The organism is Pseudomonas arsenicoxydans, from assembly GCF_900103875.1.
Lineage (GTDB): Bacteria > Pseudomonadota > Gammaproteobacteria > Pseudomonadales > Pseudomonadaceae > Aquipseudomonas > Aquipseudomonas arsenicoxydans.
In genome coordinates this window covers 5,009,198-5,032,550 of the sequence record NZ_LT629705.1, presented here as the reverse complement: position 1 = coordinate 5,032,550, position 23,353 = coordinate 5,009,198, and the positions used below count along the sequence as shown (strand labels likewise).

24 protein-coding genes and 1 pseudogene are annotated in these 23,353 nt (G+C 60.7%); 8 read left to right on the top strand and 17 right to left on the bottom strand.

The window, feature by feature from the left end:
* Positions 1 to 16: 16 nt before the first annotated feature.
* Positions 17 to 1,120 carry an extracellular solute-binding protein gene (locus tag BLQ41_RS23430; RefSeq protein WP_090185035.1) on the bottom strand — a complete coding sequence of 368 codons (1,104 nt, stop codon included), beginning with the start codon at positions 1,118 to 1,120 and terminating at the stop codon, positions 17 to 19.
* 111 nt (positions 1,121 to 1,231) lie between these two features.
* Here BLQ41_RS23430 and BLQ41_RS23425 point away from each other — a divergent pair, with 111 nt between their 5' ends.
* Complete coding sequence (locus BLQ41_RS23425; RefSeq protein WP_090185032.1) at positions 1,232 to 2,005, top strand: helix-turn-helix transcriptional regulator; 774 nt, start codon at positions 1,232 to 1,234, stop codon at positions 2,003 to 2,005.
* Positions 2,006 to 2,029: 24 nt separating this feature from the next.
* On the opposite strand, the gene BLQ41_RS23420 is transcribed toward BLQ41_RS23425, so the two are convergent.
* Positions 2,030 to 2,971, bottom strand: coding sequence for a class I SAM-dependent methyltransferase (locus BLQ41_RS23420; RefSeq protein WP_090185029.1), 942 nt, complete (start codon positions 2,969 to 2,971; stop codon positions 2,030 to 2,032).
* Between the two features lie 172 nt (positions 2,972 to 3,143).
* On the opposite strand from BLQ41_RS23420, the gene BLQ41_RS23415 reads away from it, so the two are divergent.
* The 5 genes from BLQ41_RS23415 to BLQ41_RS23395 all read left to right on the top strand — a co-directional run bounded on the left by BLQ41_RS23415 (position 3,144) and on the right by BLQ41_RS23395 (position 6,243).
* Positions 3,144 to 3,764: a cytochrome b/b6 domain-containing protein gene (locus BLQ41_RS23415; protein WP_090185027.1), complete on the top strand. Its 621-nt coding sequence runs from the start codon at positions 3,144 to 3,146 to the stop codon at positions 3,762 to 3,764.
* Complete coding sequence (locus BLQ41_RS23410) at positions 3,761 to 4,546, top strand: molybdopterin-dependent oxidoreductase (protein ID WP_090185024.1); 786 nt, start codon at positions 3,761 to 3,763, stop codon at positions 4,544 to 4,546. Before BLQ41_RS23415 ends, BLQ41_RS23410 begins: the two co-directional genes overlap by 4 nt.
* A gap of 69 nt (positions 4,547 to 4,615) precedes the next feature.
* On the top strand, positions 4,616 to 4,912 hold the full coding sequence (locus BLQ41_RS23405) for a pentapeptide MXKDX repeat protein (RefSeq protein ID WP_090185021.1): 297 nt from the start codon (positions 4,616 to 4,618) through the stop codon (positions 4,910 to 4,912).
* A 180-nt stretch (positions 4,913 to 5,092) separates the two neighbouring features.
* Complete coding sequence (locus BLQ41_RS23400) at positions 5,093 to 5,500, top strand: response regulator (protein ID WP_090185018.1); 408 nt, start codon at positions 5,093 to 5,095, stop codon at positions 5,498 to 5,500.
* A gap of 74 nt (positions 5,501 to 5,574) precedes the next feature.
* The gene (locus BLQ41_RS23395) at positions 5,575 to 6,243 is read left to right on the top strand and encodes an HAD-IA family hydrolase (RefSeq protein ID WP_090185015.1); all 669 of its coding nucleotides are present in this window, start codon (positions 5,575 to 5,577) and stop codon (positions 6,241 to 6,243) included.
* A 17-nt stretch (positions 6,244 to 6,260) separates the two neighbouring features.
* Here the strand turns inward: BLQ41_RS23395 and BLQ41_RS23390 are convergent, their stop codons facing one another.
* Both BLQ41_RS23390 and BLQ41_RS23385 read right to left on the bottom strand, forming a co-directional pair.
* Complete coding sequence (locus BLQ41_RS23390; protein WP_090185012.1) at positions 6,261 to 6,920, bottom strand: methyltransferase family protein; 660 nt, start codon at positions 6,918 to 6,920, stop codon at positions 6,261 to 6,263.
* 79 nt (positions 6,921 to 6,999) lie between these two features.
* Positions 7,000 to 7,947 (bottom strand): GlxA family transcriptional regulator, encoded by a 948-nt coding sequence (locus BLQ41_RS23385; RefSeq protein WP_090185009.1) that lies wholly within the window; start codon positions 7,945 to 7,947, stop codon positions 7,000 to 7,002.
* Positions 7,948 to 8,072: 125 nt separating this feature from the next.
* Here BLQ41_RS23385 and BLQ41_RS23380 point away from each other — a divergent pair, with 125 nt between their 5' ends.
* Together BLQ41_RS23380 and BLQ41_RS23375 are read left to right on the top strand one after the other, a co-directional pair.
* Entirely contained in the window at positions 8,073 to 8,864 is a 792-nt protein-coding gene (locus BLQ41_RS23380; protein WP_090185006.1) for an SDR family NAD(P)-dependent oxidoreductase, read from the top strand.
* Positions 8,865 to 8,965: 101 nt separating this feature from the next.
* Positions 8,966 to 9,886 (top strand): pyridoxal-phosphate dependent enzyme, encoded by a 921-nt coding sequence (locus BLQ41_RS23375; protein ID WP_090185003.1) that lies wholly within the window; start codon positions 8,966 to 8,968, stop codon positions 9,884 to 9,886.
* A gap of 61 nt (positions 9,887 to 9,947) precedes the next feature.
* Here BLQ41_RS23375 and BLQ41_RS23370 read toward each other — a convergent pair whose 3' ends face one another.
* The 13 genes and pseudogenes from BLQ41_RS23370 to BLQ41_RS23310 form a co-directional block, all read right to left on the bottom strand.
* Positions 9,948 to 10,262, bottom strand: coding sequence for a DUF2388 domain-containing protein (locus BLQ41_RS23370; protein WP_090185000.1), 315 nt, complete (start codon positions 10,260 to 10,262; stop codon positions 9,948 to 9,950).
* A 117-nt stretch (positions 10,263 to 10,379) separates the two neighbouring features.
* Positions 10,380 to 10,613, bottom strand: a pseudogene (locus BLQ41_RS23365) (RidA family protein); the annotation flags it as partial.
* A gap of 326 nt (positions 10,614 to 10,939) precedes the next feature.
* Positions 10,940 to 12,247, bottom strand: a complete 1,308-nt coding sequence (locus BLQ41_RS23360; RefSeq protein WP_090184995.1) for an OprD family porin — start codon at positions 12,245 to 12,247, stop codon at positions 10,940 to 10,942.
* Positions 12,248 to 12,345: 98 nt separating this feature from the next.
* Entirely contained in the window at positions 12,346 to 12,918 is a 573-nt protein-coding gene (locus tag BLQ41_RS23355) for a PPC domain-containing DNA-binding protein (RefSeq protein ID WP_090184992.1), read from the bottom strand.
* A gap of 130 nt (positions 12,919 to 13,048) precedes the next feature.
* Positions 13,049 to 14,626, bottom strand: coding sequence for an aldehyde dehydrogenase (NADP(+)) (locus BLQ41_RS23350; protein ID WP_090184988.1), 1,578 nt, complete (start codon positions 14,624 to 14,626; stop codon positions 13,049 to 13,051).
* Positions 14,627 to 14,656: 30 nt separating this feature from the next.
* Complete coding sequence (locus BLQ41_RS23345) at positions 14,657 to 15,598, bottom strand: amidohydrolase family protein (RefSeq protein ID WP_231997058.1); 942 nt, start codon at positions 15,596 to 15,598, stop codon at positions 14,657 to 14,659.
* Positions 15,591 to 16,550: an amidohydrolase family protein gene (locus BLQ41_RS23340; protein ID WP_090184984.1), complete on the bottom strand. Its 960-nt coding sequence runs from the start codon at positions 16,548 to 16,550 to the stop codon at positions 15,591 to 15,593. Before BLQ41_RS23340 ends, BLQ41_RS23345 begins: the two co-directional genes overlap by 8 nt.
* A 15-nt stretch (positions 16,551 to 16,565) precedes the next feature.
* Positions 16,566 to 17,024, bottom strand: a complete 459-nt coding sequence (locus BLQ41_RS23335) for a thioesterase family protein (RefSeq protein ID WP_090184981.1) — start codon at positions 17,022 to 17,024, stop codon at positions 16,566 to 16,568.
* Between the two features lie 40 nt (positions 17,025 to 17,064).
* A complete protein-coding gene (locus BLQ41_RS23330; protein ID WP_090184977.1) occupies positions 17,065 to 18,963 on the bottom strand; it encodes a TRAP transporter large permease in 1,899 nt (632 codons plus the stop codon).
* Positions 18,964 to 18,978: 15 nt separating this feature from the next.
* Positions 18,979 to 20,022 carry a TRAP transporter substrate-binding protein gene (locus BLQ41_RS23325; RefSeq protein ID WP_090184975.1) on the bottom strand — a complete coding sequence of 348 codons (1,044 nt, stop codon included), beginning with the start codon at positions 20,020 to 20,022 and terminating at the stop codon, positions 18,979 to 18,981.
* 54 nt (positions 20,023 to 20,076) lie between these two features.
* Positions 20,077 to 21,285, bottom strand: coding sequence for a CaiB/BaiF CoA transferase family protein (locus tag BLQ41_RS23320; RefSeq protein WP_090184972.1), 1,209 nt, complete (start codon positions 21,283 to 21,285; stop codon positions 20,077 to 20,079).
* A 1-nt stretch (position 21,286) separates the two neighbouring features.
* A complete protein-coding gene (locus BLQ41_RS23315; RefSeq protein ID WP_090184970.1) occupies positions 21,287 to 22,066 on the bottom strand; it encodes an enoyl-CoA hydratase-related protein in 780 nt (259 codons plus the stop codon).
* A gap of 75 nt (positions 22,067 to 22,141) precedes the next feature.
* Entirely contained in the window at positions 22,142 to 23,281 is a 1,140-nt protein-coding gene (locus tag BLQ41_RS23310; RefSeq protein WP_090184967.1) for an iron-containing alcohol dehydrogenase, read from the bottom strand.
* Between the last annotated feature and the right edge of the window lie 72 nt (positions 23,282 to 23,353).

Sequence of the window (23,353 nt, the reverse complement as noted above, 5' to 3'; positions counted from 1 at the left end):
CAAGGTCGGTTGCGGTTTACTGGCCGTTCTTCACTTTGCTCCAGACCCGCGTGCGCACCCGTTCGGTGGCTGGCGGCAGGGGCTGGAGGGTGAACAAGGTGGCCAGGGCTTCGGCGGACGGGTAGACGGCCGGGTTGTTGCGAGTCGCTTCGGCCACCAGCGGCGTCGCGCTGCGGTTACCGTTGGGGTAGGACAGGTGATCGCTGACCGGGGCGATGACTTCGGGGCGCATCAGGTAGTCGATGAAAGCCAGGCCTTGTTCCGGATGCGGTGCGTCCTTGAGCAACACCAGCGTATCGAACCAGACCGGCGCACCTTCCTTAGGCAGGCTGTAGGCGATTTTCACGCCGTTGTTGGCCTGCTCGGCGGTTTTCTTGGCTTCCAACATTGCGCCCGACCAACCCACCGCCACGCAAATATTGCCGTTGGCCAAATCGCTGATGAACTTGGACGAATTGAAGTAGGCGATGTGCGGACGCAGCTTGAGCAGCAGCGCTTCGGCTTTCTTGTAGTCTTCGGGGTTGGTGCTGTTGGGCGGCAAGCCCAGGTAGTGCAGGGCGACCGGCAGCATCTCGGAGGGCGAATCGAGCATCGCTACGCCGCACTGGCCGAGCTTGGCCAGGTTCTCTTCCTTGAACACCAGGTCCCAGGAGTCCACCGGGGCCTTGTCGCCCAGTGCGGCGCGGACCTTGTCGATGTTGTAGCCGATGCCGTTGGTGCCCCACAGGTACGGCACGGCGTACTGGTTACCCGGATCGTTATTGGCCAGTTTCGCCAACAAGTCCGTGTCCATGCTCTTGAAATCCGGCATCTGCGCGCGGGGCAGTGGTGCCAGGGCCCCGGCCTTGATCAGGGTCGGCAGGCTGAAGTTGCTCGCCACCACCACGTCGTATCCGCTACGGCTGGTCAGCAGTTTGCCTTCCAGCACTTCGGCGCTGTCGAAGGTGTCGTAAACCGGCTCGATACCGGTGTCGCGCTTGAAGTCGTGCAGGGTATTTGGGCCGATGTAGTCATACCAGTTGTAGACATGAACGGTCGGGCCGTCCACGGCAAAGGCCGACAGCGAAACGCACAAAAGGGCGCTCAGTCCGAGATTGATCTGTTGACGGGGACGACTCATGATGCGGCACTCCTGGCCTGCTGCAGGCCGGTAATGATCAGGTGCTTGCAGCGTATCGGCAGGCGCAATACACACCCATTCCCATCATGGGTTACTCGAAAGGGGTAGTGCGTGGACGCGTTGTTGAAAGAGTTGCCGGTGCATCAGGGCCTGGCGCGGGTGTTTGGTGCGTTGGGGCAGGACGGTTTCTGGCGTGCGCTGGTCGACACGCTGCGGCTGTTGGTGCCGATGGACAACGCTCTGGTGGCGCTGATGCACTCGGGGCGAGTGCCTCGGTTGTTGATCGACTTCGACTCAAAAGGCAGCGCCACCGAGCAGGAAGAGCTGGCGGACTACAGCGCCGGCATGTACCTGCTCGATCCTTTTTACCAAGCGGTGTGTGCCGGAATTGTCGATGGTTTGCACAGTCTGGATTCGGTGGCCGCCGACCAGTTCCTGCAGAGCGAGTACTACTTGAGCTATTTCCGCTCGGTGGTGGGCAGTGACGAATTGCAATTCATGGTCAACGTCGACGGCGCCGTGCTTGGTCTGTCGATGGGCCGTTCAGCGCGATTCACTCTCCAGGAGCAGGGCCGTTTGCTGTGCGTGCGTGACTGGGTGCTGGCGGCGATGCGCCGTCATCTGCAATTGATGCCACCGCAAGGCGCGGCCGCTGAGCCTGTGGCCGGGGACTTGGCCGCGTTGCTCGATCGCTTCGATGCGCGCTTGTCGGTACGGGAAATCGAAACGGCGAGGCTGATTCTTCAGGGCTTTTCCAGCAAAGCCATCGCCCAGCAAATGGGCATTTCCCCGGAGACGGTGAAAGTGCACCGGCGCAATCTCTATCACAAGCTCAATGTGAATGGTCACGGCGAGTTGTTTGCGCTGGTGCTTCAGCCGCGCTGATCACCTGATTTTTTGTGGGAGCACTCAGGCTCCCAACTTGAACACCAACGCCTTCAACCCGCATTCAATATCAGCGTCCGGAAACTCCGGCGGATTCTCCAGCCGTTGCACGAAACGCAGGCTCGGCGCTTCTCGCTCGACACCCTCGATCAAGAAGTCGGCACCGAACGCCGGGTCATTCATGCATGCCAGCACGGTGCCTTCGGGGCTGAGCAATTCCGGCAGTCGGCGCAGCACACGCTGGTAATCCTTGGTCAGCAGAAAACTGCCTTTCTGGAAGGACGGCGGGTCGATGATCACCAGATCGTAAGGGCCTTTGCCAATCACCTTGCCCCAGGACTTGAACAGGTCGTGGCCGAGAAAAGTCACCTTGCTCATGTCGTGGCCGTTGAGCCGATGATTGTCGCGGCCACGGTTCAGGGCCGGGCTGGACATGTCCAGATTGACCACGTGTTCGGCGCCACCCTCGATGGCCGCCACCGAAAAACCGCACGTGTAGGCAAACAGATTCAACACCCGTTTGCCCTCGGCATTGGCCCGCACCCAATCACGGCCATAGCGCATGTCGAGGAACAGCCCGGTGTTCTGCTTGCGGCCCAGGTCGACGCGATAGCGCAGGCCACCTTCGGTGATGGTCATTTCCTCGATCGCGTCCCCCAGCAACCATTCGGTGGTGCTTTGCAGCAGGTAACGGTGTTGCAGCAGCAGGGTTTGCGCGCCGGATTGTTTCCATTCCGGCGACTGGGTGATGTCCATCAGCACGCGTTTCAAGGCTTCCAGCTGCGTTGCCTCAGGTTCCTTGAACAGCGACACCAGCACCACGCCCTGCAGCCAGTCGACCGTCAATTGCTCCAGCCCCGGCCAGCATCGGCCACGGCCGTGAAACAGCCGGCGGGTTTCCGCGGGAGCCGCTGCCAGCGCTGTCAGCAAATGGTTGTGCAAGGTGGAGAGGGCATCTGAGTTCATCGGGCAGCGTCGGCAATTTTAGGGGGCGGCATTTTAACCACAATTGCGGCGCGAGCACCGCAGTCGGGCATCGAGAGTTATCACGTTTAATTTAACTTTGCGTGAGGATTTGGCGAACAGTCGGCTCGCATAATCGGCTCCAACCAATAACAACAGCCACCGGGAGCCCGACATGTCGAAGTTAACTGCTTCACCCACAGTCAGCACGCATCCTCGCTGGCTGCGACTGACCCATTGGCTGAACGCCCTGGCAGTGCTGGTCATGGTCACCAGCGGATGGCGCATCTACAACGCTTCCCCGCTTTACGATTTCAGTTTTCCCAAGGCCATCACGCTGGGCGGCTGGCTGGGGGGCGCCTTGCAATGGCATTTTGCAGCCATGTGGTTGTTGGCCATCAACGGCCTTGTCTATCTGATCATCAATATCACCAGTGGACGTCTGTCACGGCGCTTTTTTCCGGTGTCACCCAAAGGAATCCTGCATGACCTGTGGGCAGCCTTGCGCGGTCGGTTGGGTCATGCCGATCTGAGTCATTACAACCAGGTGCAACGTGTGGCGTACCTGTTCGTGATGGTCGACATCACGCTGCTGGTGCTGTCCGGGCTGGTGCTGTGGAAGTCCGTCCAGTTCCCGCTGTTGCGTGAACTGCTGGGCGGGTACGACACGGCGCGGCATGTGCATTTCATCGCGATGTCGCTGCTGGTGGCTTTCGTCGCGGTTCATCTGGTGATGGTCGCGGTGGTTCCTAAAACGTTGTGGGCCATGATCGCCGGTCATAAGGAGCCTGTATGAAAAAGCGCATCGAAGGCTCAGGACTGGACGAGTCCTCCATTCTGTCCGAGGCCCGTAAAATCATTGCCCCGCAGATCGAAGACCGTTCACGTCGCTCGTTCCTGCTACGCGGCCTGACCCTTGGTGGCGTGGCCCTGTTGTCCGGCTGTGACATCACCGACAACGAAAGCGTCGAGACCGCGCTGTCATACATGTCCCGTATCAATGATCGGGTGCAGGGCTGGTTGTTCAACCCCAATGCGCTGGCGCCGACCTACCCCGAGTCGATGATCACCCGGCCGTTTCCCTTCAATGCCTTTTACAGTGTCGAAGAGGCGCCGACCGTGGAGGAGGAGAGTTATCGACTGGAAGTCACCGGCCTGGTCGCGGACAAACGTAGCTGGCGCCTCGAAGAACTGCGGGCCATGCCCCAGACCGACCAGATCACCCGGCACATCTGCGTCGAAGGCTGGAGCGCGATTGGGCGCTGGGGTGGCGTGCGTTTCAGCGACTTCCTGAAGCGGGTCGGTGCCGACACGGACGCCAGATATGTCGGCTTCAAGTGCGCTGACGATTACTACACCAGCATCGACATGGCCACCGCGTTGCATTCGCAAACCTTGCTGACGCTGACCTATGACGGCGCCGTCCTGCCGCGCCAGTACGGCTTCCCGATGAAGCTGCGCATGCCCACCAAGCTGGGCTACAAAAATCCCAAACACATTCAGGCCATTTTCGTCACCAACACCTATCCGGGTGGCTACTGGGAAGACCAGGGCTACAACTGGTTTGGCGGTAGCTGACGGCCCTGGTCATTTCATCGCGCAGCTTGTGCTGCGCTCAATCGCAACCTGTGCTTCTGGAGCCTCATCATGAAAAAGCTAACCACCGTTGTACTTTCCATGTGCCTCGCCGTGGGTGCCGCCAGTGTTTTCGCCGCCGATGCGACGACTAATAACAGCATGAGCAACGACAGCATGAGCAACGACAGCATGAGCAAAGACGCAATGTCCAAGGATGCCATGCAGAAAAACACGATGAAAAAGGACGCCATGTCCAAGGACACAATGAAGAAAGACACCATGTCCAAGGACGCCATGAGCAAAGACACGATGAAAAAGGATGCGATGTCCAAGGACACCATGAAAAAAGAAACCCCCTCGTACTGACCCGAAAACCGTCCCTGCGGGCCTAAACAGGGAATTAAGGCGCCGAAGCAGACTGCAAGGCGCCTCATTTTGTCGCAGTCCTGTATCAAAAGTGAATTTCCGTCGAGTCCGCTGCTCATACCTGTAGGTAGCGGATTTGAGTCCGCGAAATCATTTGTGCAATCAGGGAGTGACGAAGTCATGTGTCCAGTATCGAAGGCGGGCGAGCACCTTCCAGAAAGGTTGATTCTGGTGGTCGAGGATGACCCGTTGATCCTGGAGTTTCTCTGCGAAATTCTTCAGGAGGAGGGTTTCAAGGTTGAACCGCAAACCAGCGCAGACGCTGCGTCCCTGTATCTGGAGGAGCATGCCGACGGCGTCTCACTGCTACTGACCGACATCACCATGCCAGGGAAAATCAACGGTGCGGCACTGGCCAATCTGTGCGGGGATCGCTGGCCGCAGACGCCGATCATGATCATGTCCGGTTTCGAAACCCCCGAAACATCCGGGGTGAAGCATCCGGTCACATTCATCAAGAAACCCTGGGCGATCGGGCAATTGCTGGATTGCGTAGACGTGGCCTTGAAGTCCAAAACGGTCGGCTGATACGTCGCTGTCTCTTTGCAAGTGCTACATTGCTCGGCGAACCCGTCCTGGCTCCTGCGAGAGGAAGCGCCTCCTTGTCTGCTCACGATTGCATTTTGAATACGCCGTATCGTGCTTTTCTATTTGATATGGATGGCACCGTCCTCAACTCCATCGCCGCCGCCGAGCGGATCTGGACAACCTGGGCCTTGCGCCACGGGGTGGACGTCGAATCTTTCCTGCCGACCATTCACGGCGCCCGCGCCATCGACACCATCAATCGTCTGGCCTTGCCGGCAGTGGATGCCGAGGCCGAAGCCAACTGGATAACCGAAGCGGAAATCGATGACGTCGAGGGGATTGTCGAGGTGTCCGGCGCGGCGAACTTCCTGAGCGGCTTGCCAGCGAATCAATGGGCGATTGTCACGTCGGCACCGAGAGCGCTGGCCTTGCGCCGAATGGCCGCCGCGGGGATTCCCGAGCCTGACGTGATGGTCACCGCCGAAGACGTCAGCGCCGGTAAACCGGATCCTTCGGGCTATCGATTGGCCGCTGGACGGCTAGGTTTTCAGGTCAACGATTGTCTGATCTTCGAAGACGCCGCCGTGGGCATTCTGGCGGCGGAAGCTGCCGGGGCAGACCTTGTAATTATCACCGCGACACATGAGCATCCGATCCAGACGCGACATGCCACGTTAGCCGGTTATGACCGGGTGACCGCGCAAGTAGAACCCGACGGGAAAATCTGCCTGACGCAACTCTAAATGTGGGGTCGGGATTTTCAATAAATTCCGGGAATCAACCGCCAGCTTCGCGCGCAATAAGCCTCGTATTCACTGCCGAATTGCGCCCTTAGCAGCGCCTCTTCCGAGTGAATGCGGGCAATCAGTGGAATCACCGTCAGCGCCGCCAGCAGCAGTCCGACGGTCGAGCGAAATCCCAGGGCCCAGCCCACGGCGATCACCAGCATTCCCAAGTAACTGGGGTTGCGCAAACGCCGGTAGATGCCGTCGGTGACCAGACGGTGCCCCGGTTGAATCGCCACCAGCCCGCTAAAACGCCTGCCCAGCACAAACACCGGCCATATTCGCAGCGCGCCGCCAACGATAAACAGCAATGCCCCCAGCCAGCGCACGCCCTCGCCACCGAAGGTCCAGAAGTCGATCCGGTCGGTATAGGCCGGCAGGTAACCACTCAACAACCCGATCACCCCGAACGCCGGCAGCACCCAACGATTGCCCCGGTCCTCGCGTTCGCCGGAACTCAGATTGACCTCGGTGAACAGCGAGGCAATGGCCATCGCCAAGGTGGCGAGGACAATGACCACCAGCGGCGTGTGCGCGAAAAACGCCGCAAATCCGCCCAGCCCCCAGATCGCGAGACCCAGGTAGGCGAGGGTGGAGACGATGGCGAAAAACGCCAGTTTGGGCGAGATTTTCATGGGCATCCTTCCGGGTTGCACCGACTCCTTGAGTGTAGATGGTCAGGCTGATTCGTCGGCGCAGCCTGCTCACCTGGAATCACGCCGTCATCCGCGACCTGGCGTTGCGCCGAATCACCTGCGGCGGCTGACCAAACGCGCGCAGGAAGGCTTCGCGCATGCGACGACGGTCAGTGAACCCGGACTCGGTGGCGATTTGATCGAGGGTCAGGCGCCCGTGTTCGAGCAGTTGTCGCGCCGATTCCAGGCGCAGATTTTCGATGGCCTTGGCCGGGGACTGGCCGGTCTCGGCGCGAAAGGTCCGGCTGAATTGCCGAGGACTCAGTCGCGCGACTTCCGCCAGTTGCTCCACCGATAACGGTGACGCCAAGTGTTCCCGGGCGTAGCCGAGGACGGTCTGGATACGGTCGGATTTTGGCGCCAGTTCCAGCAGCGCCGAATGCTGTGACTGGCCACCGCCACGGCGCTGGTACATCACCAGTTTTTGCGCGACGGCGCGGGCCAGTTCGGCACCGTGGTCCTTTTCGACCATCGCCAGCGCTAGGTCGATGCCGGCGGTCATGCCTGCCGAGGTCCAGAGGGCACCGTCGACCACGTAAATGCGGTCCTCTTCGACCTTGATCGAGGGAAACCGCGCTTGCAGTTCCCGCGCGTAAGCCCAATGCGTGGTGGCGCGTCGTCCATCGAGCAGCCCGGCCTGGGCCAGCACGAATGCCCCCGAACAAATCGAGGCGGTACGCCGTGCGGTTTTCACGCTGGCGCGCAAGTAGGCCAGCACGCCTTCGGGTGCCTGTTCGAGGATGCTGTCACCACCGACCACGATTACCGTGTCGAACACCCGCTCATCGAACGCCTGGGTCCCGACGCTCAAACCGCCGGACGCGCGCAACGTGCGGCCGTCCTCAGAAATCACGCTCACGTCATACAGCGCTTCGCCGGCGCTGAAGTTGGCGTACTCGAACACGGGCATGGCGGCCAGCGCCATGGACTGAAAACCCTCGAAAACCACGAACGCCACGGATGTCATCGATGATGCCCTCAAACGGTCATGTCCGAAAAACGTACTTTAAACGTCATTTGAGACGCGCGTAAGTCAATTTATAACAGTTCACACCCGGCGACCTTATCGCCTCACTGTGAAGGAAATTGAACATGGCCCTCTCATCCAAAGGCACTGCATTGATTACTGGCGCTTCTTCGGGCATCGGCGCGGTCTATGCCGACCGGCTCGCCCGCCAGGGTTACGACCTGATTCTGGTAGCCCGCAGCCAGGCAAAGCTCAACGCGCTGGCCAACCACCTGAGCAACGAAACCGGCCGCGCCATCGAAGTGGTCACCGCCGACCTTAAGCAAAAGGCTGACCTGATTAAGGTCGAAAGCATTCTGCGCAATGACGCGAGCATCACATTGCTGGTCAACAATGCCGGCGTTGGCGGCGTCATGCCGTTGCTCGGCAGTCCGGTGGATGACATGGAGGACATGGTCACGCTCAATGTCACCGCGCTCATGCGTTTATCTTATGCCGTGGCCCCTGGATTTGTGGCGCGCGGCACCGGCACCGTGATCAACATCGCCTCGATCGTCGCGATCGCCCCGGAAATCCTCAACGGCGTCTACGGTGGGACCAAGGCCTTTGTCTTGGGATTGAGCCAGTCAATGCACCACGAACTGGCCGACAAGGGCGTTCATGTTCAGGCCGTGCTGCCCGGCGCTACCGCCACCAACTTCTGGAGCGAAGCCGGCAACCCGGTGGAAAACCTGCCGCAAGAGATCGTCATGTCCGCCGAAGATATGGTCGACGCCGCGTTGTTGGGGCTGGCGAGAGGGGAAGTGGTGACGATCCCGAGTTTGCACGAGGGCGACAAGTGGGATACCTACGAAAGCCAGCGCCAAGTGCTGTCCGGGTCGTTTGGCCACTCGTCGGTGGCGCCGCGCTATCGGTAGACGGTAACCTTGGGGACAAGGTGAACTAAGCTTGAATAAGGACCATTCACACCGACGTGTCGAAAATTCCGACAGGTCGGTGTTGCCCTAGGGAGCGCAAAATGCTGCACATCAGAACGCCGTTGATTCTGCACCCGGGCTTGTCGACGCCGGCCCGACGTATCTGGCTCAAACTGGAAAACCTGCAACCCAGTGGCTCATTCAAATTGCGCGGCATGGGCCTGTTGTGCAGTCAGGCCAAGGCGCAGGGGAAACGCAAAGTCGTTTGTCCTTCCGGTGGCAACGCTGGTTTTGCCACCGCCATGGCGGCCGCTGCCCTCGGGTTGCAAGCCTGCATCGTAGTGCCGCACACCACGCCTGAAACCACCCGCGCACGGATCAGCAAAACCGGTGCCGAGGTGATCGTCCATGGCAAGGTCTGGGACGAGGCCAATCAACGGGCGAAAGAACTCTCCCAAGATTCGGATACTCAATACGTGCCGGCGTTTGACCATCCCGTGTTGTGGGAAGGGCACAGCACGCTGATCGACGAAGTCCTGGAGGACTGTCCTCAAGTCGATGCGATCGTGACGTCGGTGGGCGGCGGCGGTTTGCTGTCGGGCATCCTGACCGGATTGATGCGGCACAACCGCAGGGATTGCCGGATCGTCGCCTGCGAAACCCTGGGGGCGGCGTCCTTTGCGGCTGCCATGAAGGCTGGCCATCCGGTCAGATTGCCGCGAATCGACACAGTGGCCACTTCGCTTGGCGCTGCACAAGTGGCTGCCTGGCCTGTGCAGCACATTCGCGAGTTTCCCTACGAATGCGTGGTGCTCGGCGATGATGAGGCGATCATGGGCGTGGTGCGTTATGCCAGCGACCTGCGACAACTGGTCGAGCCGGCATGCGGTGTTTCATTGGCCGTCGCGTATCTGGACCATCCGGCGATTGCTCAGGCTCATGACGTGGTGATTGTGGTGTGTGGCGGGGTCAGCATCAGCGCACAGCTGGTCGCTGGCTGGGCGCGTTCATTGCCGCGGTGAAACCGGGCAGGGCTGCAAACTATCCAGGTGTCGCAAGCCCCACCGTTACATTTTTCAATCCTTACTGACCAGCAGTGCTTTCCTGAATGAGGATGGCTCTGGCCAACTCTTCGTCGCTGGCTTTGAGGCCGGGATTGTCCTGGCGGATCTGATTCAACACCGATTCCAGGTACACCCCACGAATCGTACCGCCACTGGCCACGAAGCTGGAGGCATCATCACGGGCGGGAATCGCCAGTTTGTGATCCTTGAACGTCGAGTACAGCGACGCAGAAACCCCGGCTGAGGTGGCGACATCGCCAGCATCCACTTTGGCGAAGGCCGAACCGAAGGGTAAGCACAATATGAATGATGAAACGATGATCAGACGGCGCATGGCAAAGTCCTCTGAAGCGTGAAGCAAAAAAGAAGTACCTCATAATTTAGGATGCATGGGGGCTGTCAGGAGTTCCCTGATGATGCGTTATACGTTCAAAAGCGTCTGCTGGAAAACTCAGCCTTTCGCCGCGCAAACGATGATTTCCACCAATAACCGTGGGTCCGCCAGTTTCGCCTCACCACAGGCGCGAGCCGGCGCGTGCCCCGTTGGGACCCAGGCATCCCACACGGCTTTCATCGCTTCGAAATCTGCCATGTCAGCCAGCCAGATAGTAGTCTGCAGCATCTGCTTTCTGGACGAACCGGCTTCTTCGAGCAAGACATCGATGCGCGCAAGCGCATCACGCGTCTATGCCTCGACAGCGGCGGTGCCGGAGTTGACGTTCAAGGCGAGGATGCTGGTCAGTGAAACCTACCAGACCAACCTGATTTATTTTTTTTTATCCTGATTTATCAATCGCCCATACTCGCTCTATGCGAAGTAGAAACGGGTTCAGCTGATTGACAGTTTATTGCCAGAGAACGAATCTCCAAAGCCACCTATAACCCTGTAGGAGCTGTCGAGAGAAACGAGGCTGCGATCTTTTGATCTTGATCTTTAAAAGCAAGATCAAAAGATCGCAGCCTCGTTTCACTCGACAGCTCCTACACAGCTCCTACACAGTTCGTGGATGGTTAAAGCAAGGGAATGCTGTAGCTCACGATCAAGCGATTCTGATCCTGGTCACGCGTCGCTTCGCTGTTGGACTTGCCGTTGCGCCATCCAAAACCGACTCCTTTAAGCGAACCGGACTGAATCACATAGTCCAGGGCAATGTCGCGCTCCCATTCCTTCTGGGAGTCACCCGAGGTCGTCTTGATATCGTCCCCACTCAGGTAGATGACGGAAGCTTTCAGTCCGGGTACACCCATGGCCGCGAAGTCGTAGGCGTATTGACCGAAGGCGGTGCGCTCGCCCGCGCGGGTGAAGGTTTGAATCAGACGGTCGGTGTACAGGTAAAGACTGCTGCCGCCAGCTCCTTTATCGGCCAGGTTGCCCTGATTGAGCTGCGTGAAGTTGCTGCCACTGGAAACGCTTTGATAGCCGGCGGTGATGCCGTGGCCACCCACGGTGTAAATCAGCGCGGCGCTCCAGGTTTTATTGTCGATCTCGCCATCATTGCCTTTGGTAAAGCCGCTGATCCTGTAGCCCGAGGTGCCCGAACTGTTTTTGCCGGAGGAATCGGTCTTGAAGTAGCGCAAGTCGGTTTTCAGCGACTGTCCTTCCGAGATCGTCAGTGTGTGGATCAAGCCGAAAAACTGTTGGGTGTAGTAGTCGTCCAGGTTGGCGTAGTAATACTGCGCGGTCAGGTCCTTGGTGATTTTCCAGTCGCCGCCGGCGAAGTCGAACGCATTGCTTTCACGGGTGCCGCCGGTGGCGGCCAAACCCGTCTGGTCGGTTGAACCGCGACCGGTGGCGTGTTCGATTCGCCCGGCGGTGAAGGTCAAATCCTTGAACTCGCCCGAGGTGACCTGGCCACCTTCAAAGGTTTGCGGCAGCAGGCGCCCGTCGTTGGCTACCAGGATCGGTAACTTCGGCATCAGCGTGCCCAGGCGCAATTCGGTTTTCGAGACCTTGACCTTGCCGGTCAACCCCAGCCGGCTCCACTCGTCGACGGCGCGGTTGTCGCTGTCCGAAGGGATCATCGAACTGCCGACATGCCGTCCTTTGCCACTGTCCAGCGTGATCCCCATCAAGCCCAATGCATCAACGCCAAAACCGACCGTGCCATCGGTATAGCCCGACTTGTAATCGAGCATGAAGCCCTGCGCCCATTCCTCGGTTTTCGAAGGCGCGGCCGTGCCGTCGCGGTTGTCGTTGTTGAAATAGAAGTTCCTCAATCCCAAGGTGGCTTTGCTGTCACTCAGGAAGTCGGCGTGCGCCTGGGTGCTCAATGCAATGGCGCCCAGTGCAACTGTTATCGCCGTGGTTTTATTGCTCATCGAAACCGCCCTTTTTTTGTAGTTTGAATAGGGGAGAGTGGCTCCCGCCGCAGCGAATGCCGGCAAGGAAAACGGCATGCGGGAGCGTGCAGCTTGAGTTAGATACCCAGCACGTTGGCGCCGATGCACGGGTCAATGCCGCGTTCCAGACGAAGCTGATGGACGATCACGGTGATTTCCATCGAGCCGGTGGTGACCTCGAAGTCAAGGATGTGGCCGCCGTATGCCTGGAACGTGGCGTCACCGGCGACGCCGTGCATATGGATCGAAGGCTGATCGTTCTTCCATGCCACGGAGCCGGTGATGCTCGCCATCTCGACGCTGTTCAAGATCTTGGCGTCGAAGTCTTTCTTGTCCTTGTTCCAGAAACCGAACTTCACATTGCCGAAGCCGATGCCGGTGATGGAGGCGCTGGGGATTTTTTCGGCGATGGCCAGTTTGGTCAGTTCCTTGAAGGCGTTATCGCCCATGCGCAGGACCATGAGGTAGCCGGTGGGGGTCTTGGTGTAACGCGGTGTGGCTTCAGTGGCACATTGCATGGGGGCTGTCGTCGCGGCGGGAGTGGTTTCAGCGGCGGCCAGTTGCATGCCTGTGGTGTTGATCATCACGGCGGCGGCCACGGCCAGCATCAATTTGCAAACGCGGTGTTTCGGGTGAAGTTGAACGTGCATGAGACTTCCTCTGTTTTTGTTGTTGTGGGGGTGAAGCGGTTTTCAGGACGAGCGAATCCGGCGCCTGTTGTTCACAGGCGCGGGAGTTGTTGTTAACCGTCGGTGTTAGTTGAAGCCGGGTTGCCGCGATTTACAGCGCATCGCGACAACTGACGCCGTCAACCAGTCGGGCAATGCTCAACGGGTTGGCATTCTTCAGGGCGTCCGGCAACAAGCTGTCGGGGCAGTTCTGGTAACACACGGGGCGCAGGAAGCGGTCGATTGCCAACGTCCCGACCGAGGTGCCGCGCGAATCCGATGTCGCCGGGTAAGGACCGCCGTGGACCACGGCATCGCAGACTTCCACGCCAGTCGGATAGCCGTTGAACAGCACACGTCCGACTTTCTGTTCCAGCAGCGGCAGAATGTCGCCCAGGGTCGCGACGTCCGAATCTTCGACCATCAGCGTCGCGGTCAATTGGCCGCGCAAACCGTGCAGGGCCTGGAGCAGTTCGGCGTGATCGGCGACTTCGACGATCAGGGTGGTCGGGCCGAAGACTTCTTCCTGAAGCAACTCGTCACCGTTGATCAACAGGCTGACGTTGGCCTTGAACACTTGCGGCTGCGCCTGATTGCCCTGTTGCGCAGCGCCGGCCAGGTGCGTGATGCCGGGGTGAGTGTGCAGGTTGTCGAGGCCATGGCAATAGCTTTTCAAGGCGCCGCTGTTGAGCATGGTTTGCGCCGGTTGTGCGCTCATCAAAGCGCTGAAGCGTTCGAGGAAAGCGCTGAATTCGGGCGAACGAATGCCCAGCACCAGACCGGGATTGGTGCAGAACTGACCTGCACCCAGCACCACGGAAGCGCTCAGGTCGGCCGCAATCTTGTCACCGCGAACCTTGAGTGCGTCGGGCATCAGCACGACAGGGTTGATGCTGCTCATTTCGGCGAACACCGGGATCGGTTGAGGGCGTGCTGCCGCCATGTCACACAAGGTCCGACCACCGCGCAACGAACCGGTGAAACCGACTGCCTGGATCGCCGGATGCTTGACCAGTGCCTCGCCGACGCTGCCGTAAAGCAGGCTGAAAATGCCTTCGGGCATGCCGGTCTTGCGCGCGGCACGGGTGATTGCATCGGTGACGTAATCGGCGGTGGCCATGTGGCCGCTGTGGGCCTTGAACACCACCGGGCAGCCCGCAGCCAGCGCCGAGGCGGTGTCGCCGCCGGCAGTCGAGAAGGCCAGCGGGAAGTTGCTGGCACCGAACACCGCGACCGGGCCGAGTCCGGTGCGGTATTGGCGCAGGTCGGGACGCGGCAACGGTTGGCGGTCCGGCAATGCACGGTCGATGCGCGCACCATAGAAGTCGCCGCGACGCAGCATTGTGGCGAACAGGCGCATCTGGCCGCTGGTGCGGGCGCGCTCCCCCTGAATGCGGCCGGCGGGCAGGGCGGTTTCCTGGCACACCAGGGCAATGAACGTGTCGTCCAGCGCATCAAGCTCGGTGGCAATGGCGTCCAGAAACTGCGCGCGGCGTGCAGCTGAAAGCTGCCGGAAGATTGGGTAAGCCGTGGCCGCTGCTTCTGCGGCCGCGTTCACTTCATCCACGGTCGCCTGGTGGAAGTGATACGGCAGTGCTTCGCCGGTGCGCGCGTCGTGACTTTGCAAGGTGGTCGAACCTTGTGCGGAACGCGCGCCGGCGATGTAGTTGTGGCCTGAAACTTCAAACATGGGAACTCCTGAAGGGCTGTTCAATGAGGGTCAAGCAAGCCGGTAAATGCGCCGGGCGTTGTCATGAAACAGGGCGAGCCGATCGGTTGGGGAGCGGTCGCGGGTGATCGTTTTGAAGCCATCGAAGATCTCGCTCATGCCGTTGACGACGCCGTCCACCGGGTAATTGCTGGCAAATGCGCAGCGGCTGACGTCGACAATCGAAATCGCATCGTTGACCACGACCCGGTTCGCCTCCACGGGCCACGCCTTGCCCGGTATGCAGATGCCGGAAATCTTCAGCGCGACATTCGGCTCCCGTGCCAGCAAGGCGAGGTTTTTCCGCCAGCCAGCCAAGCCTTCTTCCGAACGATCCGCCGGCAGCGCCGTGTGATTGACCACGAGGGTCACGTCCGGGAAGTCCCTGGCCAACTCGGCGGCTTCCGCCAGATGCCACCAGGGCGCCTGCAACTCGAAGTGCAGGCCATTTGCAGCGAGTTGGGCGTAACCCTCGCGCCAGCGCGGATCGCGCATCGAACCTGGCGCGACGAAATCTTCGCGCCAGGCTTCAAGGCTGGTCACCGCCGGTTTGTGGCGTACGCCGCGTACCAGCGGATGGTCGCCGTATTGGCGCAAGAGCTGCGAGGCGTCTTCACGATCGAGCCAGGCCTGCGCGACCATTGCCGCCAGGGTGGGTTCGTCGTGTGCCAGCGACTCGACGAACCTCACTTCATCGGTGGGCGTCGCGGGGTCCCATTCACCTTCGATGACGACCGTCTGCACGATGCGATGGTGGCCTGTCAGCCGGCGATAGTCCTGGGGCAGAAAATTGCGGCAGATCGCCGAATAATCGCCGTAGCGAAAAGGCCGCAACGGCCGGTCGTTCAGCCACGGGTAGTAATGCTGTTCGATATCGAAGTAATGCTGGTGAGCGTCGACGATGGGCAAGTCCGCATCCTCGCCACTGGCCAGAAAGCGTGCACGGTCATCCATGCTGTTCCTCCAGACGATAAAAACGTCGTGCATTGCCGGCGAATACGGCTTCTTGTACAGCCCGGCCCAGAGGCGCGAGCATCGCGGCCATGCCGTCGGCAATCGTGTCGTAGGACGCGCGCAATCCGGCGACCGGGAAGTTGCTGGCGAACATGCAGCGCTCGGGGCCGAAGATCTCCAGCGCGGTCAGCACCACGATCCGGTTGTCGTCGTAGTGCCAGGGCGAGTCTTTCAACCCGAACTCCGACAGTTTGATGTGCACGTTGGGTTGCAGGGCCAGGGCTTCCAGACCTTTGCGCCACCGGGCCATGCCTTGCGGACTGCGATCCCAGGCAAAACCGGTGTGATTGAGCGCGATGCGGATCTGCGGAAACATCGCCGCTACTTCAGCGGCCTCGACCAAATGCCACGGTGGCACGCGCAAGTCCCACGACAGGTCGTGATCGGCCAGGCGCGCAAAACCTTCCAGCCATTTCGGGTCCTGCATGGTGCCCTTGGCGCCCGCAATCGACACTTCGGGCGATGGCGACGTGACGGGTTTGGAGCGAATGCCTTTGACCAGCGGCCTGGCGGCCTGGGCCGCAAGAATCTGCGCGCTGTCCTCACGGTCGAACCAGGCATGGGCAACGATGGCATTCGGGAAGCCGTAACGCGCATTCACCTGTTCCAGCCAGCGTGTCTCGGCCACCTGCTCATCGCGGGCCCGTTCCGCCTCGACATGCACCGTGCCGACCAACCGTTGTTTTTCGGTCAGGGCGAGAAAGTCTTCCGGCAAGAAATCACGGCAAAGGCTGCGATAGTCGCCGAGGAAAAAATCTTCGTGATACTCATCCTGCAGCCACGGATAACGCCCGTTGCCCAAGTCCCACAAGTGGTGGTGAGCATCGACAATCGGCAGCGCATCCTCGGCCGCAAGGTTGGGCAGGCCATTGCGTTCGTGCAGCGTGATCATGACGTGGGCCCTTGTTCAGCGCGAGGCGGCGAATTGTGAAGGGCTGAGCACGCCGTCTTCGACTTCTCCGGCGGCGGCCGCATCAGCCTTGGCCTGCACGCGGCTGCGCAGTTTGGCGACGTTCACCACCACCCGGGTATGGGCTGCTGTCGCGACCAGTTCGACGTCATCGCGTACCTCGACGTTGAACGTGACGCTGCGCCCCTCGATGCGGGTGATTGTGGCGACGATGCTGACTGACATGCCCAGCAGCGTGGCGCCGACGTGGCGGATATCGACCGCGGCCCCGACGGTGTTTTCGCCCTCATCGAGGAAGGTCAGCAGGTAGTCCAGGCACGTCAGTTCGATGTCGTCCACCAGGCGAGGCGTGGCGTAGATGCGCAAGTCTTCGCCCAGAAACGAGATGGTGCGTTCCTTGTCGACGACCAGTTTGCGTTCGGTGGCGGTGCCTGCTTCGAGCGTGGAGAAATTCATGAGAAACCTCGTATTTGAGTGCTGACAGTCAAAGAGTGATTCAGGTGGTGGGCAGGAAACCGATGGAGATCCATGGCACGGCGATCAGCACCCCGAGGGCGACAACGAGCGCGCCCAGATACGGCCAGACCCGGCGCATGGCGCCGCTGGGGTCGACCTTGGCGATGGCGCACGCGGCATAGAAACCCACGCCAAACGGTGGGGCGAACAAGCCCAGGCCCATGGCGAAGATCGCGACCATCGCGTAATGCACGTCGTTGATGCCCATGGTCTTGGCAATCGGAAACAGCAGTGGCCCGAACAGCACGATGGCCGGGATGCCTTCCAGGAAACTGCCCAGGAGGATGAACGCCACGGCGGAGATGATCAGGAACCCCAGCGCGCCACCGGGCACGGTCGACATCACTTGCGCCAATTGGTGGGAGAAGCCCGACTGGGTCAACGCCCAGGCCATGGCGGTCGCACTACCGATGATGATCAGGATCGCGCCGGACAGCGACGCGGTGCTGACCAGGATCGGGTACAGCCGACGCCAGTCAAAGCAGCGGTAGCACAGCAACCCGACGATGAAGGTGTAGGCCACGCCGATGGCGGCGACTTCGGTGGCGGTGGCCACCCCTTCGACCACGGCGGTGCGGATCACGAAGGGCAGGGCCAGGGCCGGTAACGCCACCAGCAGCGCATGCCCGATTTCCTTGGCCGAGGCGCGTTTGCCGGTGGTGACCACGCCTTTGCGGTTTTTCCACCAGATCACCGCCGCCATCGCGATGGCGCCCACCACTGCCGGCATGAAACCGCCGGTGAACAGGGCCGAAATCGACACCCCGGTCACCGAACCGATGGTGATCAGTACCAGGCTCGGCGGAATGGTTTCCGACATCGCACCGGAGGCATTGAGCATCGCCACCAGTTCGTTTTCATCCTCGCCGCGTTTCTTCATTTCCGGAAACAGCGCCGGGGCGATGGCCGCCATGTCAGCAGCCTTGGAACCGGAAATGCCGGAGATCAGGTAGATCGCGCCGATCAGCACATAAGACAGGCCGCCACGGACATGGCCGATCAGCGAGCAGAGGAAGTGGATCATTGCGCGGGCCATGCCCATCGCTTCAATCAACGCACCGAGGAACACGAACAGCGGAATGGCCAGCAGAATCAGGCTCGCCATGCCCTCGTCCATCCGCCCGACCACCAGGGTCAGCGGCGTGCTGGTCATGGTCGACAGGTACGCCACGGTCGCCAGGCCGAACGCGACCATGATCGGCACGCCGATGACGATCATGGCCATTACGCCGATCATGAAGAAGACCACCAGGTTCCAGTTGCCCATCAGCAGCAGAGAACCTTCAGCCACCCACAACAACCCGGCCAGGGAGGCCAGCATCGCCACCGACACCGAGAAATCGATCAGCCGGGCGCTGGTCAGCAGCCGCGCGACACAGGTCATCAGCATCAGGCTCAGACCGACCGCGATAGCCGACACGCGAAAAGCGTTGGGGATTTCCAGGGCCGCCGTGGTGATGATCCACTCGTCACTGACGTATTCCCAGGCCGGCGTGAACAGCAACCCGATGAACGTGATGACGATCACCGCGCCCAAGGTGTCGACAAAGGCGCGCTTCTCAAGCGGCAAGCGCCCGATAAACGAGGTCAGGCGCATGTGCTCGCCGCGACGCATCGCCACTACCGAACCGAGCATCGCCAGCCACAGAAACAGCAGCGAGGCCAGTTCATCTCCCCAGACGATGGGTTGATTGAGCACGTAGCGAGAGAACACATTGCAAAACAGCAGCGTGACTTCGATAACCACCAGCAACGCCGCGCTGCCTTCAGTCAGCCAGCGCAACCCGGTGTCGAGTGCGCGGCCCAGACGAAATGTGGCCTGGTGTGGGCTGAGTCCTTCAGCGGGAGAAACATCCGTCATGGGTAGTTGGTTTTTCATGACCTTGTCTCCGGCTTAGGACAGTTGACCCGCGTACTGCTCGAGCAAGCTCCAGGCTTCGGGGCCGTACTTTTCCTTCCATTGGGTGTAGAAACCTTTGGATTGCAGGTCAGCCCGGAACAACGAACGGTCGACTTTGTTGAAGGTGATGCCGTGGGCGGTCAGGGACGGTTCCAGGCTGGCGTTGAGGTCGATGACCTGTTGACGCTGCACCAGCGCGGCGGCGTTGATTTGGCGGGAGACGATTTCCTGTACGTCGGCGGGCAGTTTCGGGAAGGTCTTGCCCGAGGCGACGATCCAGAAGCCACCCCAGATATGGTCGGTCAAGGAGCAATATTTCTGCACTTCATAGAAGCGCGCGGACTCGACCACCACCAACGGGTTTTCCTGGCCGTCGACGACTTTGGTCTGCAACGCCGAGTAGGTCTCGTTGATGCTGATGCCGGTCGGGGAGGCGCCAAGGGCGCTGAACATTGAGGTCCACAGCGGGCTGACCAACACTCGCAGTTTGAAACCGGCGAGGTCTTGCGGGGTGTTGATCGGTCGCGTCGAACTGGTGATCTGGCGGAAGCCGTTGTTCCAGACTTTCTCCATCGGGATCAGGCCGACTTTCTCGGTCTTGGCCCGGACGTGCTCGCCCAGCTTGCCGTCCAGCGCGGCCCAGACACTGTCGTAGTCCTTGAAAGCGAACGGCATGCTTTCAATCGACATGGCCGGCACCAGCGTGGAGAGAATCGCGCCAGGCAGCGGAATGAAATCGATGGCGCCAGCACGCACCTGGGACAACATGTCGGTGTCGCCGCCCATGGCGCCGTTGGCGTACACCTGCAGGTCCACGGCGCCGTTGGTTTCGGCCTTGATGGCTTCGGACGCGGCCTTCATCTGTTTATTCAACGGATGGGTGTCGGGCAGGCTGCTGGTGTAGCGCAACACAATCGGTTTGGTCGCGGCGAAGACGCTGGAAGGCAGCAGGTTGGCGGCGAATGCACCGCCCACGGTGACGCCGGCAGACACTAGAAATGATCGGCGGCTGACGGCCTCGGTCAAGATACGGCTCATGATGTTCACCTTGTTGTTTTTGTTTTAATAATGGATTCAGGCTTGGGTAACGGGTCAGGACGCCAGTGCTACCACCGCCCGGGATCGAATCAACTCGTCGATTTCGGTTTCCGAAAAGCCACTTTCCTTCAGCACTTCACGGGTGTGCTCGCCCAGCAGTGGAGCAGGGCGACTGGTCGGTGGCGCGGCGTTGTCCATGTCGGAGAAGTGGATCGGCAGGCCCATGCCGCGCACCCGGCCTTCGGTGGGGTGTTCGGTTTCCACGACCATGCCGCGGGCCTTGGTTTGCGGATGTGCCAGCGCTGCGGCGATATCGAGCACAGGCCCGGCAGGCAGGCCGAGGCTGTCGAACAGCACCATCCATTCATCCGTGGTGCGCGCGACCAGCACTTCGTTGAGGATTTCCACCAGAGCCAGGCGATGTTCCATGCGCAACGCGTTGCTGGCGAAGCGCGGGTCGGCCTTGAGTTGCGGCACGGCGAGCGCTTCGACCAGTCGTTCGTAGTTGGCCTGGTTGGCGGCGCCAATGTTGATCCAGCCGTCTGCGGTGCGGAACACCTGATATGGCGCGCTGGTGGAGTTGGCCGAACCCATCTTCGGCAGAATGGTGCCATCGGCGAAATACGCGGCCGCCGGCCAGTACATCTGTTGCAGACCGGCTTCGAACAGCGAGGTGTCGACCATCTGCCCAAGACCGGTTTTCTGTTTGGCCGCGTAGGCTGCGCAGATGCCGAGGGCGGCGAGGATGCCGGAGTTGATGTCGGCCACCGGCGAACCGGCCTTGACCGGCTCACGCCCGGCTTCACCGGTCATGCTCATCATGCCGCTCATGCCTTGGGCGATCAGGTCGAAACCGCCTTTTTCGCCGAACGGCCCGCTGCGGCCGTAACCGGAAATCGCGCAGTAGATCAGCCCCGGGTTGAGGGTTTTCAAGGTCTCGTAACCGAGGCCAAATTTCTCCATGGTGCCGGCGCGATAGTTTTCCGTGACCACATCGGCGTCCATCAACAGGCGACGCAACACGTCGCGCCCGCCCTCGGTTTTCAGGTTCAGGCCAATGCCGCGCTTGTTGCGGTTGACCACCATGAACGAAGCGGATTCACCGCTGGCCATGATCGGCGAGAAGCGGCGCGAGTCGTCACCGTCCGGGACTTTCTCGACCTTCACCACGTCGGCGCCCATGTCGGCCAGCATCATGCCGCACACCGGGCCGGACATGATGTGAGCCAGTTCTACCACGCGCATTCCTGTCAGCGGTCCCATGTTATTTCCCCTTGAATTGTGGTTTGGCTTTCGCGATGAAAGCGTTCAGGCCGATCTGAAAATCGTCGGTGTCGTAGCAGCTGTAACTGCTGTCGACCTGCTCGGCGGTGGGCGCGACGCCGGCCTCAAGCTGGCGTGCAGCCTGGCGATGCCAGCGGGCGACGAGGGGGGCGCCATTGGCGATGCGCCTGGCGGTGGCGAGGGTTTCGGATTCGACCTCGCTATCAGCGACGACGCGGGTCACGAGGTGTTTCACGTAGGCGTCGTTGGCGTCGAGAATCCGCCCTTCGAGAAGGATTTCCAGGGTGGTCGAACGTCCGGCCAATGCCACCAGACCGGCCATTTCGTCATAGGACATGACCAGCCCCAGCTTGCCGACCGGCGCGCCGAAGCGGCTGGAGGTGCCGCAGATGCGCAGATCGCACAGTGCGGCGATTTCCAGGCCGCCGCCGACGCACACGCCGTGGATCATTGCGATCACCGGGTGAGGGCAGTCGGCAACCGCGCGCATGGCCCTGGAAGTGACGTCGGCATAGACCCGGGCTTGCGCCTGATTGGCGCGCACAGCGGGAAACTCACCGACATCGGCGCCGGCGGCAAACGCTTGCTCGCCAGCGCCGCGCAACACCACGCAGCGAACGCTGGTATCGGCGGCCAGTTCGGTCATGACGTCACCCAGGTCCTGCCACATGGACAAGGTCAGGGCGTTCATTTTTCCCGGATGACTGAGGGTGACAATGGCAAGGTTGTCTTGCCGGTCGATAAGGACGGTGGGCTTCATGATTGTTCCGCTGGCGTCGAATCGCGTTCGACGCTGCGGTTGCCTCCTGATTTATTGTTGTTGGATAGCGGCTGCTTACAGCGATTGTTCGAGCATCGACAGGTAATCCGCGGGCGATGCTTCGCGGGGATTGGTCTTGTGGCTGTGATCGTGCAGGGCGCCTTCGACAATGCCGGCGAACAGGCTTGGGTCGACGCCGATCTCGCTCAGGCGCGTTGGCAGGCCCAGGCGTCGGGTCATGTCTTCGATGGCTTCACCGATATTGGCGCCGGCCGCAAGGCCCATGGCATGGCGCAGGCGTTCGAGCTTGCGTTCGTCGCGAACGGTGGGCGCGTTGGCGTTGAAGTCGACGACGGCGGGCAGGAAAATCGCGTTCAACGTGCCGTGGTGCAGTTTCGGATTGATGCCGCCCAGGGCGTGGGACAAGCTGTGCACACAGCCCAGTCCTTTCTGGAAGGCCAGCGCGCCTTGCATCGACGCACTCATCATGTTCATCCGGGCTTCGCGATCACCGGGCTCGGTGGTGGCGCGCTCGATGTGTTCCCACGCGCGCCACAGGCCATCGAGGGCAATGCCGTCGGCGGCAGGATTGAAGGCCGGCGCCATGAACGTCTCGATGCAATGGGCGATCGCGTCCATGCCGGTGGCGGCGGTCAGCATCGCTGGCAAACCCAGGGTCAGTTCCGGGTCGCAGATGGCCACGCGAGGCACGACATATGGCGAAATCACGCCCACCTTGCGGCCATCATCGAGGATCAGAATGGCGCCCCGGCCGACTTCGCTTCCGGTGCCTGCGGTGGTCGGAATGGCAATCAGCGGCGCGGTGGCCGAGGTAATGCGATCCAGTCCGCCTTCGATCACCGCAAAGCTTTGCAGAGGGCCGTCGTGAGTGGCGCAAACCGCGACGCCTTTGGCCAGATCAATCGAAGAACCGCCACCCACCGCGATGATGCCGTTGCACTCACCCAGGTGGTATTGCTCGACGGCTTCACGCACCGCGTGTTCGTTGGGATTGGACGGAGTGGCGTCGAAAATCGTCGGTGTACGCTCAGCGCCGAGGGCTGCGATGACCTTGTCGACGATGCCGGCACGGCGCACGCCGACGTCAGTGACGATCAACGGACGGGTAATCCCGGCGCGCTCGGCTTCGGCGGCCAGATGCTGCAGGCTGTCGTAGCCGAACTGGATTTTGGTGACGTAATTGATGAGGGACATGATTCACCACAAGTTATACAGGATTGTTATTGTTGCAATCGGTCAGGGGCAGGAGAGCTTTCGATCTCGGGT